General features: G+C 44.1%; 12 protein-coding genes, 2 tRNA genes and 3 pseudogenes. 4 read left to right on the top strand and 13 right to left on the bottom strand.

What is annotated here, in order from left to right; genetic code table 11:
- The 3 genes and pseudogenes from V7L97_RS04900 to V7L97_RS04890 form a co-directional block, all read right to left on the bottom strand.
- Positions 1 to 574, bottom strand: a pseudogene (locus tag V7L97_RS04900) (PAS domain S-box protein); the annotation flags it as partial.
- Positions 575 to 654: 80 nt separating this feature from the next.
- A complete protein-coding gene (locus tag V7L97_RS04895) occupies positions 655 to 1,116 on the bottom strand; it encodes a PAS domain S-box protein (RefSeq protein WP_333653826.1) in 462 nt (153 codons plus the stop codon).
- Positions 1,107 to 1,805: a response regulator gene (locus V7L97_RS04890; protein WP_333653830.1), complete on the bottom strand. Its 699-nt coding sequence runs from the start codon at positions 1,803 to 1,805 to the stop codon at positions 1,107 to 1,109. Before V7L97_RS04890 ends, V7L97_RS04895 begins: the two co-directional genes overlap by 10 nt.
- Positions 1,806 to 1,980: 175 nt before the next feature.
- Here V7L97_RS04890 and selD point away from each other — a divergent pair, with 175 nt between their 5' ends.
- Genes selD through V7L97_RS04875 form a run of 3 tightly spaced genes read left to right on the top strand, consistent with a single transcriptional unit; the run spans position 1,981 to position 4,540 of the window.
- Positions 1,981 to 2,940: a selenide, water dikinase SelD gene (gene selD, locus V7L97_RS04885; protein WP_333653824.1), complete on the top strand. Its 960-nt coding sequence runs from the start codon at positions 1,981 to 1,983 to the stop codon at positions 2,938 to 2,940.
- A complete protein-coding gene (locus V7L97_RS04880; protein WP_333653822.1) occupies positions 2,937 to 4,289 on the top strand; it encodes a glycoside hydrolase family 57 protein in 1,353 nt (450 codons plus the stop codon). The genes selD and V7L97_RS04880 overlap by 4 nt, the downstream gene beginning before the upstream one ends.
- Before the next feature lie 8 nt (positions 4,290 to 4,297).
- Positions 4,298 to 4,540 (top strand): DUF1957 domain-containing protein, encoded by a 243-nt coding sequence (locus V7L97_RS04875; RefSeq protein WP_333653821.1) that lies wholly within the window; start codon positions 4,298 to 4,300, stop codon positions 4,538 to 4,540.
- On the opposite strand, the gene V7L97_RS04870 is transcribed toward V7L97_RS04875, so the two are convergent.
- The 10 genes and pseudogenes from V7L97_RS04870 to V7L97_RS04830 all read right to left on the bottom strand — a co-directional run bounded on the left by V7L97_RS04870 (position 4,489) and on the right by V7L97_RS04830 (position 11,532).
- Positions 4,489 to 5,415: a selenium metabolism-associated LysR family transcriptional regulator gene (locus V7L97_RS04870; protein ID WP_333653820.1), complete on the bottom strand. Its 927-nt coding sequence runs from the start codon at positions 5,413 to 5,415 to the stop codon at positions 4,489 to 4,491. The genes V7L97_RS04875 and V7L97_RS04870 overlap by 52 nt on opposite strands.
- A gap of 52 nt (positions 5,416 to 5,467) precedes the next feature.
- Entirely contained in the window at positions 5,468 to 6,217 is a 750-nt protein-coding gene (locus tag V7L97_RS04865; RefSeq protein ID WP_333653819.1) for a zinc ribbon domain-containing protein, read from the bottom strand.
- A 21-nt stretch (positions 6,218 to 6,238) separates the two neighbouring features.
- A tRNA-Ile gene (locus V7L97_RS04860) sits at positions 6,239 to 6,312 on the bottom strand.
- Between the two features lie 46 nt (positions 6,313 to 6,358).
- Positions 6,359 to 7,081: pseudogene (gene rpoD, locus V7L97_RS12935) on the bottom strand (RNA polymerase sigma factor RpoD); the annotation flags it as partial.
- A gap of 573 nt (positions 7,082 to 7,654) precedes the next feature.
- Positions 7,655 to 7,804, bottom strand: a pseudogene (locus V7L97_RS12930) (sigma-70 factor domain-containing protein); the annotation flags it as partial.
- A gap of 85 nt (positions 7,805 to 7,889) precedes the next feature.
- Positions 7,890 to 9,626: a DNA primase gene (gene dnaG / locus V7L97_RS04850; RefSeq protein ID WP_333653815.1), complete on the bottom strand. Its 1,737-nt coding sequence runs from the start codon at positions 9,624 to 9,626 to the stop codon at positions 7,890 to 7,892.
- Between the two features lie 8 nt (positions 9,627 to 9,634).
- Positions 9,635 to 10,591 (bottom strand): NGG1p interacting factor NIF3, encoded by a 957-nt coding sequence (locus tag V7L97_RS04845; RefSeq protein ID WP_333653814.1) that lies wholly within the window; start codon positions 10,589 to 10,591, stop codon positions 9,635 to 9,637.
- 103 nt (positions 10,592 to 10,694) lie between these two features.
- Positions 10,695 to 11,165, bottom strand: coding sequence for a GatB/YqeY domain-containing protein (locus tag V7L97_RS04840; protein WP_333653813.1), 471 nt, complete (start codon positions 11,163 to 11,165; stop codon positions 10,695 to 10,697).
- Positions 11,166 to 11,167: 2 nt separating this feature from the next.
- Entirely contained in the window at positions 11,168 to 11,374 is a 207-nt protein-coding gene (gene rpsU / locus V7L97_RS04835) for a 30S ribosomal protein S21 (protein WP_333653812.1), read from the bottom strand.
- 81 nt (positions 11,375 to 11,455) lie between these two features.
- A tRNA-Arg gene (locus V7L97_RS04830) sits at positions 11,456 to 11,532 on the bottom strand.
- Between the two features lie 242 nt (positions 11,533 to 11,774).
- Here V7L97_RS04830 and V7L97_RS04825 point away from each other — a divergent pair.
- Entirely contained in the window at positions 11,775 to 12,290 is a 516-nt protein-coding gene (locus V7L97_RS04825) for a nitroreductase family protein (RefSeq protein WP_333653810.1), read from the top strand.
- The last annotated feature ends 37 nt before the right edge of the window (positions 12,291 to 12,327 follow it).

Below are 12,327 nucleotides of genomic sequence, written 5' to 3'. Positions count from 1 at the left end.
AAATAGAAATATAAATATATCCATTGTCATACCATGTCTTTACAGTAATCTCCCCCTGCTTTTCTATTGCATGGGCTGCATTGACCAGTATGTTCATGAACACCTGATTCATCTGTCCCGGGTTGCATTTTGTCAGAGGGATATCTCCATATTCCTTTTTCACAGTTGCCTTGTAGTTCAGCTCGTTCCATACGATGTTTATTGTGCTTTCAATTCCTGCATTGATATCAGCCATCTTCCATTCAGCCTCATCTACCCTCGAAAAGCTCTTTAAGTCCTGTACTATCTTCTTGACCCTCTCTGCTCCATCGAGGGACTCCTTGATGAGATTGTTTATGTCATCTCTTATGTAATCGACCTTCAGTGATTTTTTTAATTCATCCACCTTTTTCTGTATCTCTACAAACTCCGGACTCTTAACTCCTAACTCACCGATTGCCTCTGTCTGAACTTTTACGAATTCAGAGAGCTTTTCTGCATACCTTTGTAGTGAGCCGAGGTTGCTCATTATAAACCCAATGGGGTTGTTGATCTTATGGGCAACACCTGCTGCGAGCTGGCCGATAGAGGCCATCTTTTCTGACTGTATTATCTGCGATTGGGCTGCCTTGAGTTCGGCATATGCTGTTTCGAGTTCCTTATGTTTGGCCTCGATTATTTTTCTGTTTTTTCAAGTTCTTCCTCTATACGCTTGCGTCTCGTTATATCTCTGAGTATTCCTATAGCGTTCCATTTGTTTTTCAACTTTATAGCTGAAACAGACAGTTCGACCGGAAATTCAGTACCGTCTTTTCTTACTGCCGTTAATTCAAGTATATTTCCAACAGCAGCTCCTGTTGTCTTGAATTTGGGAAAGCCTTTTATAAAGGCTTCATGATAGTATTCAGGAGCGAGCAGTAAATGGCAGTCTTTTCCTATAATCTCCTCATTTGAGTAACCAAATATGTTTTTTGCTGCATCATTCCAGAAAGAAACAGTCCCCTCATTATCTATCATGATAATCGCATTATGGGCTGATGATGCAAGACTTCTGAATTTCTCTTCATTTTCCTGAAGTATGTTCTCTACATATTTGCGGTCTGTTATATCCTGAAGCGTTATTATTGCTACAGGCACGATAGTGTCATTTGTAATTTTTTTGTGTAGTATATATTGTAATTAAACCATCTGCCGCTCGGGTGATACATCTCTATATCGCCTGAATTGCTTATTTTATAAGTAAAGCTGCTTTCTCTCACAAAATTCTGCCATTTGCAGTTTAATAATTCCGAATAAGGTTTGCCTGTCAGGGTGGTTATCATCTTGTTGCATCGGATGATATTGTCTTTTGCGTCTGTGATTATGACTATATCATTGATGCAGTCCATGGTTTGTTCCCACTCTCTCTTGGCATTCTCAATGGCTTTAATTGTTTCTGTCAGGATTTCATTTCTTATCTTAACGTCTTCAAGATATTTAAGCTGCAAGAAGTTTTTGATCCTTGCTATAAGCTCTGTATTGTCCACAGGTTTTGAGAGGAAGTCGTTTGCGCCTGCATTCAGGCATTCGATCTTCATCTCTTTATCCCCGAAGGCAGTAAGCACTATGATAGGAATATGCTGCGTCTCCGGGTCTTCCTTCAGCCTCTTGCATGCCTCGATCCCGTTCATTCCCGGCATTAAGACATCCATTAGTATGACATCCGGGTTTGTTTCTTTGGTCCTCTCAATGGCTTCCAACCCGTTCGTGGCGGTTTCGAAATCGTATCCGTAATAAGCTATCAGCGTGGTCAGAAATTTCAGGTCTGCAGGGTCGTCATCGACTATGAGGATCTTTGGCTTTTTTCTTCCATATTTTTTATTTTAACATCAATAAATTGAGAAATAAATCGATTGTTTTTTTGCCAGTCCATTGCTTTACCAGACAGTTGGGCTTGAAGTATAATAGCTCATGAACTACAAACTTACAGAAAAGGTCAGGGCTGCGGGTTGAGCAGCAAAGATGGGTCCGTCGGACCTTGAGGAGATAATCGGCGATATTCAGCCCTGCGAAAGTGCATCCGTCCTTGTTGGACCTGGTGACGATGCAGGAATTTATCTGATTGACGGCACTGCAATAGTCGAGACAGTGGATGTTATCACGCCTGTGGTGAACGACCCCTTTACCTTCGGCGCCATAAGCGCCAACAACTCATTGAGCGATGTGTATGCAATGGGAGGCAGGCCTGTTTCTGCCCTTGCCATTGCAGGCTTTTCTTCGTGTGATTATGAGCCTGTTGTCTTTAAGGAGATTTTAAGGGGTGCTGTGCATTCTCTGAAGAGGGCGGGTGCGATTCTTATCGGGGGGCACAGTTTTGAGGATGCAGAACTGAAATTCGGCCTGTCTGTAACAGGCATTATTGATAAAAATAAAATACTGAAGGTCTCCGGCGCAGAGGAAGGGGACGTCATTGTCATTACAAAACCCATAGGCATAGGCATCCTTACCACTTCACTTAAGGGCGGGAAATTAACCGATGATGATATGAAAACTGCTGTTGGCTGGATGCTCTCATTGAATGATAAGGCATCGGAGCTGGCTCTAAAGGCAGATGCTACTGCATGCACCGATATAACAGGATTCGGCCTGTTGGGGCATGCCCATAATATGGTCAAGGATGCAGTCATTAATTTCGAGATTGAAATTGACAGCGTCCCTGTATTAGAACATGTGCGTGAAATGATTAATGCAGGCATGGTTCCGGAGGGCGCATACAACAATCTCAGGTTCCTCGATGGAAAGGTTGAATTCTCTTCTAATATTGCCGAGGAAGACAGGCTTTTACTTTCAGACCCCCAGACATCCGGAGGTCTCTTGATAACCCTGAAGGAAGAAAACATTAAGGTCTTTGAGGAATCAGGCATATTCTTCTCTGTTATCGGCAGGGTTATAAAGGGCTCCGGCAGAATTATAGTAAAGTGAATGGTCATCTCATACTTCTCCTCCATGCCCACCTTCCATATGTAAGACATCCGGAATACGAATATTCCCTTGAAGAAAACTGGCTCTTTGAGGCATTAAGGGAAACATATATTCCGTTGCTCGATGTCCTTGAAGGAATGGTCAATGATGGAATAAGCCCTCACCTTACATTATCCATAAGTCCGCCCCTCATAGAGATGCTGAATGATGAACTGCTCAGGAAGAGGTTTGTCAGATATATGGACAATCTCATAGAGCTTTCAGAAGCAGAGAAGATGAGGACGAAGAAATCGGTCTTTGAGCCTATGGCATTTCTTTATAACAATGAGTTTAAACGAACAAAACGATTGTATTGTGAAAGGTATAAGCAGGATATTGTTTCTGCATTCAGGAAACTTCAGGACGAAGGACATATCGAGATTGTTGCATCTGCTGCAACCCATGCATTTTTGCCTGCGTTTGAACATTATCCAGATGCAGTTAAAGCCCAGATAGAGATCGGCGTTAAAAGTTATGTCCACAACTTTGGCAGGCAGCCTTCGGGTTTCTGGCTTCCTGAGTGCGGATATTTTAAAGGCCTTGACTCGCTTTTGAAGGATGCAGGCATACGATACTTCTTTGTCGAGTCCCATGGCGTCATTCACGGAAGGCCGAGGCCGGCATACAGCATCTACAAGCCTGTCATGTCCCCTGCAGGCCTTATGGTCTTTAGCAGGGATTTTAAATCCGCACAGCAGGTATGGTGTGCATCGAAAGGGTATCCAGGAGATTTTTCTTACAGGGATTTTTACCGTGACATCGGCTTTGATCTGCCCGTGAGTTATATAGAGCAATTTACGCATCTGGGTATAAGGACATTTACAGGGATAAAATATCACAGTATTACCGGCAATACGGAATACAAGATGCCCTACAACAGGGTGAAGGCCATAGAGAGAGTGTCGGAGCATGCAAAGCACTTTGTTGAAAGCAGGGAATCGGATATTAGACGCCTTTCGGAATTCGATTTCTGTCCTGTAATATTCTCGACATTTGATGCAGAGCTCTTTGGACACTGGTGGTTTGAGGGGATTGAGTGGTTGAATATTGTGCTCAGGAGCATATCTGAAGGCAAGAGGTCCTTTGATATTGTTACTCCAGAAAGATATTTTAATGAATGTGTTAATTCCGAAACCGTGCAGTCCATACACATTTCATCCTCAAGCTGGGGAGATGAAGGATACAACTCCATGTGGATAGGAGAGAGGAATCACTGTCTCTACAGACATCTGCATAAAATGGCAGAGAAGATGATATTGTTGAAACAGAGATTCACCGATTCACCCATTCACCGATTCAGAGGGCAATAAATCAGGCAATGAGGGAGATGCTCCTTGCACATGCAAGCGACTGGCCATTTTTAATGCAGAAGGGCAGGGCGCAGGAGTATGCAGAGCACAGGGTAAGGGCGCACATAGAGAGGTTCAATATGCTTTTTGATATGATTGAAAACGGGAATATGGAAGAGTCTATATTGAGGTCTATGGAAGAATCAAACAGGATTTTCTATTACACTTTGCCTTCTGACAACAGACTGTCGTATGGATATGACTTCAGATAGGCGAGGAACTCGTCCACTGCATGGGATAAAACCGCACTCTTCTGCATGATGAGGGAGAAGTTCCTGATTATCTTTTCTTCCTTCGGTGTGATAAGCTTGAGGCTTCCGTACTTGACCTCTTTCCGGGCTGCCCATTTTGAGACAATGGATATGCCCATGCCGCTTTCAACAGCCTCTTTTATGGACTCTGTGCTGCCCAGTACCAGTGCTATGCGCATATCGCCTGTGTTTATTCCATGCGATGAGAGGTATTTCTCTATCATCTGCCTCGTGCCGGAGCCTTCCTCCCTTAAGATGAATGGCTCTTTTGTGACCTCTAAAATGGAGACCACTTTTTTCTTTGCCCATGGATGGAATGGAGGTGCGATAAATGTAAGCTCGTCTGTGATTATTGGCTCTGTCTTCATCTTGTGTTTTGAGGTCTCTCCCTCCACGAGTCCGATGTCAACGCCGCCTGAGTTTAAAAGATCCACAATCCTTTTTGTATTCCCTATAAAGACATTTATCTTGATTTTCGGATGGGTCTTTTTAAAATCTGCTATCACAGTCGGCAGTACGTAGTTGCCTATGGTAGTGCTTGCGCCTATTGTTATGCTGCCCTTTATCAGCCCTGTTATTTTCCCTACCTCCTTTTCTGCCTCGGCATAAAGGTTGAGGATATCCTTTGCGTATTTATAAAGGATCTCTCCGGCAGGAGTCAGGTTAATAAAGCTGCTAGACCTGTCGAACAGCTTTGTTTCGTATATCTCTTCAAGGGCCTGAATCTGCAGGCTTACGGCAGGCTGTGTCAGATGGATAATCTCGGAGGTCTTTGAGAAGCTCTTTGTTTCTGCGACTGTGCAAAAGACTTTTAATTTGTGGTCTTCCATTCCCATAGCAACCTACTATACCATAAAATTTATTTATATGTAAATAAATTGTAAAGGGCTATCTGATTGCTGTCTTTTGGCTGCTGACTTCTTGATGCTGTTCCGGTTTCAGATAATAAAGTATCCTTCTGCACTGAGGGCAGTGAATGATCTCATCGCTTGTCTTTATCTCTACAAACATCTGAGGAGGGATATGCATGTTACACCCCTGACATGCCTCGTCCTTTGCCTCAACTACAGCAAGGCCGCGGCGTGCTTTCATAATGGTCATATATTCGTTGTAGATACCGGCGTCTATTTTGTCGATTAACTTTTTCCTGTCCTCTTTTAACCGCTTTAACTCTTCCCCGCATCTGAGGACCTCTTTTTCGAGTTCTTTTTTCATTGATTCAATTTTTGCTTTTTCTTCGGTTACGCGGCCCTTTTCTATCTCTATAACCTTTGAAGCTCCTTCGAGGGAGTCCATAATGGACAGCATCTCGTCTTCTGCGGACTTCAGTCCTTTTTCCGTCTTTTCTATTTCTTTCAACTGCGCCTGATATTCTTTATTGGTCTTAATCTCCGAAGTCCTCTGTTTCAGTTTCTGTATTTTTTCTTTGATGTCTTCGATGTCCCGTTCCTTATCCTTCTTTTTTTTCTCGAGGGAGGCAAGCTGCTGCTTTGCGGTTTCGTATGCTGCCTCGGCGTTTTTCAAAGATCTCTCATGAGACGAGATTCTGGCTGGTATTGCATCCATTGTGAGGCGGGTGGAGAGCATAATGGAATCGAGTTTTTGCAGGTCTATTAAAAGTCTAAGTTGTTCGTTCACAATTCTCCTCAAGTTTAAGAATGGGCCCTCCAGGACTCGAACCTGGGACCAACCGGTTATGAGCCGGTAGCTCTAACCAACTGAGCTAAGGGCCCTGCCTGAATCAGAGATTATAACTTTAACTTTTGAGCTGCTTTTAAGTCAAGACTTGCCGAGAAAATCCCTGAGCCACTTGCTTCTGGCAGGATGTTTCAGTTTTCTGATAGCCTTTACCTCTATCTGCCTTATGCGTTCTCTCGTGACATCGAACTCCTGTCCCACCTCTTCGAGGGTATGGGGGCTGTCCTCTCCTATTCCGAATCTCTTTCTTATAACCATCTCTTCCTTTGGTGACAGGGTGCACAGAACCTTGTCGATATGGGCCTTTAAGTCCTCGTGGATAACTGCATCCAGCGGAGATAGGTTCCCCTTGTCCTCTATGAAATCCTTGAGCATGGTGTCCGATTCCTCGCCGATAGGGGTTTCGATGGATATTGGCTCCTTTGATATCTTCAATATGTTCTTGACCTTATCGAGGGGTATCTTCGACCGGTTTGCTATCTCTTCCGGGCTGGGCTCGACCCCCAGTTCCTGTACCAGTTCCTTTGTAACTCTGTTTATCTTGTTTATGTTTTCTATCATATGGACAGGTATCCTTATTGTCCTTGACTGGTCTGCTATGGCCCTGCTTATCGCCTGCCTTATCCACCATGTGGCATAGGTGCTGAACTTATATCCACGCCTGTATTCGAATTTGTCCACAGCGCGCATAAGGCCTATGTTTCCCTCCTGTATCAGGTCCCCAAGGCTTAGCCCTTTTCCGATGTACCTCTTGGCAATGCTTATGACCAGTCTGAGGTTTGATTCGACCAGTTGTCCCTTTGCATTGTTTACCTCGATCTCTGCCTTTTCGAGTTCATGTACAATCTTTTTTATTTCCGATGCCCTCAGTCCGATTGTGGACTCCATGGACTTTATCTTCGTTGTTATGTTCCTGATTTTTGATGAATTGTTTTTTGTCTTTTTTGCCCTGCGGAGGCTTTCATGCATGGACTGGGTCTGTCTGTTCATCTTCTTCAACTCTTCAGAAAATGCGTTTATAACATCGTCCTTAAGATTCAGCTCCTTGACCCTCTGGAGTATTTGGTTTTTGTTTTCATGCAGCAGCTTACAGATGGGTGTATCCCATTTTGCAGGTGAAGCCTTGCTCTCCGCGCAGAAACCGCCTTCCTTCAAGAGCTTTTTCCTTTTTGTAAAAATGGAGTTTATGGACTCGGTAATCTTCGAGAATTTTTCCTTCTCTTCCAGAATATCATCTTCGGACAGATCCTCTCCATCCTGAATGAGCTCCACAAGAGGGGCCTCGCCTTTTTCCACGAGCCTGCCCAGCATTACCAGCTTGTTTAAGACAAAAGGGATTGTGAATATTGCACCGCATGTCTTCAATTTGCCCTCTTCTATTTTTTGTGCAATCTCTATCTCCCTGTCCTTGGTAAGGAGTGGTATGGAGCTTATCCCTTTTAAGTAAGCCCTTAGAGGGTCGTATTCCTGCTCTATGGCGCCCTTTATGGCCTCTTCTGAATAAACGGGTTCTGTATCTTCTTCCAAGAACTTCTCTTCAGAAAGATTTTTATGACCTGCTTCTGCATCGTGGTCGTCAAAACTATTTTCGTAGACATTAAACGGATTATCATCAATTCTTGGCAAGGTTGCCCTCTTTTAGCAATAATCTTGATTTTTGCGACAGGCTTTTCTTTTCAAAAAGCAGGGAGTTCAGGAGTTTTACATCTCCGGCTTCGCCTGCTGATTTAATCTGCCTTTCGAGCTTTCTCAGGGCTATTGCCTTCAGGCAGCCCTCTATAATTTCTTCAACATTGGCCTCAACATACTCTTCATCGATTTCTGTATTTATGGAGAGCATCGTTATCAGTCTTTGTTCCTCCTCATCGCACACCGACAACAATTTTCCCATGGAAAGTCCTTTTTTTATTTTTTCAAAGATCCCCCTGATGCCAGGGTTTTCTATAATCATTGGATCGATGTTATTTGCTATGAGTGCCGCTCTGTCAGGGAATGAAAGGGCGATGGTTAAGAGCATCTGCTCTTCTCTGTTTATGCATGGGTTTAAAATGTCTGACTTCTGACTTCTGACTTCTGACTTCTGTCTTTTCTGACCTGCGGCCTTCAACTCTTCCCTCAATGTCAGCTCGTTTATTTTTGATCTGTCCGAAAGTTCACGGATGGTCTCATCCCTCTGGAGGGAGTCAGGGCAGGAGGCTATGATCTGCAGCATATATCGCACGGCGTCGGGTTTGCTTCTGCCCGAAACCTTTAGCAAAAACTCCACAGGCGAGATGGCCCTGCCCATATATTTCCTGAAATTCTCCTCGCCGTGTTTTCTTAGAAAGGTATCCGGATCTTCGCCCTGAGGAAGGAGCAGGATCTTTACAATCATGCCTTCGGCATAGCAGAGTTCAATGGATCTCTTTGTTGCGGATATTCCGGCGGAATCGCCGTCAAAAACGAGCAGTACTTTATTGGAAAATCTTTTGAGCCTTTTCAGTTGCCCCGGGGTCAATGCAGTTCCGAGAGGGGCAATTGCATTGGTAAAACCGTACTGGTGGCATGAGATTACATCGAGATAGCCCTCCACAATAATCGAATATCCCTTCTGGGTTATGGAATTTTTAGCGATGTTAAGCCCGTAGCTCGATTCACCTTTTTTGAATATAATGCTGTCAGGAGAATTTATATATTTCGGTGCATTTTTCGAGCTGGACAGTATTCTGCCTCCAAAGGCGATTGTCCTTCCCTGGAGGTCAAATATGGGGAACATCAGCCTGTCCCTGAAAAAGTCATAGATGCCGTGTTCGCCAAAGTTTACGAGGCCGGATGCCTTTATGTGCTCTGTGGCAAATCCTTTTGCCTTCAGGTGATTGAAAAGCGCATCATTTCCATCATATTTGGCATTTTTACTGTAACCGATGGAGAACTTCTCTATGGTTTCGCTGTTGAGTCCTCTTTCATTCAGATACGAGAGGGCCTGTTTAGAAATCTTGAAATTATTCTGGAAAAAAATAAGCGCCTCTTTATGAATTGCAAATAAATTTTCCTTAAGGCCGCTTCTGACTTCTGACCTCTGGCTTCTATTTTCTAATTTTATCCCTGCCTTTTGCGAAAGATAGGACAATGCCTCCTGGAATGTCATATTTTCGTAATTCATCACAAAGGCGAAGATATCTCCTCCCTTATGGCAGCCGAAACAGTGAAATATCTGTTTCGAAGGGTTTACTATGAAAGAAGGGGTTTTCTCTGAATGGAACGGACACAGACCTTTATAATTCTGGCCTGCCCGCTTGAGTTCCACATGCTCGGCTATCAGGTCGATTATATCGATTCTTGCTTTTATATCTTCGACAGTTGAGTTCATTTGATGAGTTATGAGCGATTTACCCTTCTAAAGCCGGAACATTCAAGAACTCGCAACCCGTTATTTCCAATGGCGCGGTCAAGGAGGAGGTTTAATCCCAGATTGTCGCTGGCTATGTGCCCGGCTATCACTACATTGACATGGTTCTTTTCTGCCTCTTTTCTGTGATCTTCGCTGAGATGCATGGCAACGATGGTATTTATCCCGCTTAGAGAAAGGCTCTGGAATATCTCCTTTGAGCCCTCCGTGCCTCCTGTCATATCCACAAATATCTTCCCTGCCTTTCTGTTCTTTGACCCCAACAGTATCTTCGGCCCTGCATTGTTCTTTTCTCCCTCTTTGTATTCGGGTATTTCCCGCAAAAGGTCGATTACATCATCAACCGTGTAGGGCTTTTTGTCGTCAAACGTCTTCTGTAAATATGAGGCCACCATATTATCCGCAGGTGTGTGCAGACAGACAAACGGTATGTTCAGGAGCTTTGCTGCATCAACAGCCCGCGTATGGTTTACCGGCATCAGTTTGCGCTCCACCTCTTTTATCCTTCCCTCCATAAGGCCTTCTGCGATATTTATGGGAACGCCGAACCTGTTCAGTATATCCGACTGCATGTACATTACAGCATAGAGGTTTGCATATGCCCTGCCTTCCGGATGGTGGGAAACTATGAGGTCCACCGGAATGTTTCTGTTTTTCAATGTCTCTGAGAGGAGCACCTCGCCCACCTCTATGTCTATGCCGACAAGAATGGTTTTAATGTCTTCATCGCCGGTGCCGTGAAGTATCCTCGAATCAGGGTAGGGATTTTCAAGACCCTCCATATCGAAGGTCTCTTTTTCCTTAGGCTTGAGGTTTTCGTAATCCTTTTTCTTGCGCTCCAATTCCTTTAGTACAAGGTCTTTCCCTCTCGGGTCGTTGTCGATGCCTGCGGATATCGCCTTTTTATAAAATTCGGATAGTTTCATGAATTTACCTCATTGTTTTGTAGATGCGTGGATGAGTAAATGAGTAGATGGGTGAATAAGTTGACAACTGAAAATTTACCCATTAACTCATTTGCTCATTCACTCATTTACTTAATAGTTCCTTGACCCTCTCGCTGACGACCCTTCCGTCAGCCGCCCCTTTTGTTTTAGGTGTGACGATCTTCATGACCTTTCCCATATCGCTTGGGGATGATGCATTGCATTCCTTTATAGCCGAGCGTATGATTTCGTCTATTTCCTGTAACGAGAGCTGTTTGGGGAGGTATGATTGGACAATCTCCAGCTCTTTTTTCTCCTTTTCGGCAAGGTCTGTTCTGCCTGCTGATGCAAACTGCTCTATGGATTCTCTTCTCTGCTTTGCCATGGATGACAGGACAGAAAGGATATCATCGTCTGTCAGGGTTCCCATTTTTTCTATGGATTTATTTTTTAAAGAGGCCTTGATCATGCGGATGACCGATACTTTCAGTTCATCCCTTGACTTCAAGGCCTCCCTGAGTTCTGCATCGAGCCTCTCGATGGTACTGGCGATAGTGCTGACAGGGACGGACATTTTTACCTCGCCGGCCTTGCTGAGAATGTTTTTCTCTTCGCAGCCTTTTTGCGGGCAGCTATGATTTTCTTCTTTTTCTTGACGCTCGGCTTGTCGTAATGCTCTCTCTTTTTGATCTCCGAGAGTATGCCTTCTCTCTCGCACTGTTTCTTGAAGTGCTTGAGGGCAGACTCAAAAGATTCTGTATCTCTTACTTTTACTGAGGGCACTTATAAATCACCCCTCTCTATATTGGGATTTTTGCAGATAATTTAACAATTTGGCGAATTTCCTGTCAAGAAAATAACAGGTGGCGCGCCCAGGAGGATTCGAACCCCCGACCTGCGGATTCGTAGTCCGACGCTCTATCCAGCTGAGCTATGGGCGCACACATGGAGTTTATCAGTAATTCTTAGATTTTATCAACTTACATATCCGTCCAAAATAAATTTATCAGGGAACGGGGACAGTCCCGAATCTACGGCTGCGCCCGTAATTCTGGGACAGTCCCCTTGAGTATCACAGCATCATGGTCTATTGTAATAGGCTTCATTATGTGATACCTTTTAAAAAATATGCTTAATTTTATATTTTGCATCTGTCAGGACTGTTTGAAAGGAGGAAGGATTTATGGACGATGTATTGAAAGTAATAAAAGATCGCAGGAGCATCAGGAATTTCCAGAAAAAGGATATCCCCGAGGAAATAATCAAAAAATTGATAGATGCGCTCATATGGGCGCCCAGCGCGGGAAACCTTCAGTCGAGAAAGTTCTATTTTGTCAGAGATGAAAAGACAAAGCATGATATTGCTGTTGCTGCACTCAACCAGAATTTCATTGCCGAAGCGCCGCTCGTTGTCATTGGATGCACCGACAGGAGGATCGAGAATCGGTACGGGGACAGGGGCGTTCATCTCTACACAATTCAGGATGTGGCATGCAGTATCATGAATATGATGCTTACTGTATGGGAAAACGGGCTCGGCAGCGTATGGGTCGGTGCATTTAAAGAGAGTGATGTATTTGAGGTGCTCGATATGCCAAATAATTTAAGGCCTGTAGCAATTGTTCCCGTGGGCTATCCTTCGAGGATACCGTCTGCACCGCCGAGGGTTTCTGCAAAAGAGGCAGTGGAGTTCAGATAAGGGAGATAAAATTGGAGTATTGGAGTGTTGGAGTGAT

This window comes from Dissulfurispira sp., from assembly GCF_036745535.1.
In the GTDB taxonomy this organism is placed as follows: domain Bacteria; phylum Nitrospirota; class Thermodesulfovibrionia; order Thermodesulfovibrionales; family Dissulfurispiraceae; genus Dissulfurispira.
The sequence above is the reverse complement of the archived record's forward strand: the minus strand, read 5'-3'. Positions and strand labels throughout refer to the sequence as shown.

Excerpts from the sequence above, each read along its gene's own strand:
- selD (WP_333653824.1), top strand. The coding sequence starts at position 1,981 with ATGGGTCCGTCGGACCTTGAGGAGATAATCGGCGATATTCAGCCCTGC.
- V7L97_RS04875 (WP_333653821.1), top strand. The coding sequence starts at position 4,298 with ATGAGGGAGATGCTCCTTGCACATGCAAGCGACTGGCCATTTTTAATG.
- V7L97_RS04870 (WP_333653820.1), bottom strand. The coding sequence starts at position 5,415 with ATGGGAATGGAAGACCACAAATTAAAAGTCTTTTGCACAGTCGCAGAA.
- dnaG (WP_333653815.1), bottom strand. The coding sequence starts at position 9,626 with ATGAACTCAACTGTCGAAGATATAAAAGCAAGAATCGATATAATCGAC.
- V7L97_RS04845 (WP_333653814.1), bottom strand. The coding sequence starts at position 10,591 with ATGAAACTATCCGAATTTTATAAAAAGGCGATATCCGCAGGCATCGAC.
- V7L97_RS04840 (WP_333653813.1), bottom strand. The coding sequence starts at position 11,165 with ATGTCCGTCCCTGTCAGCACTATCGCCAGTACCATCGAGAGGCTCGAT.
- V7L97_RS04825 (WP_333653810.1), top strand. The coding sequence starts at position 11,775 with ATGGACGATGTATTGAAAGTAATAAAAGATCGCAGGAGCATCAGGAAT.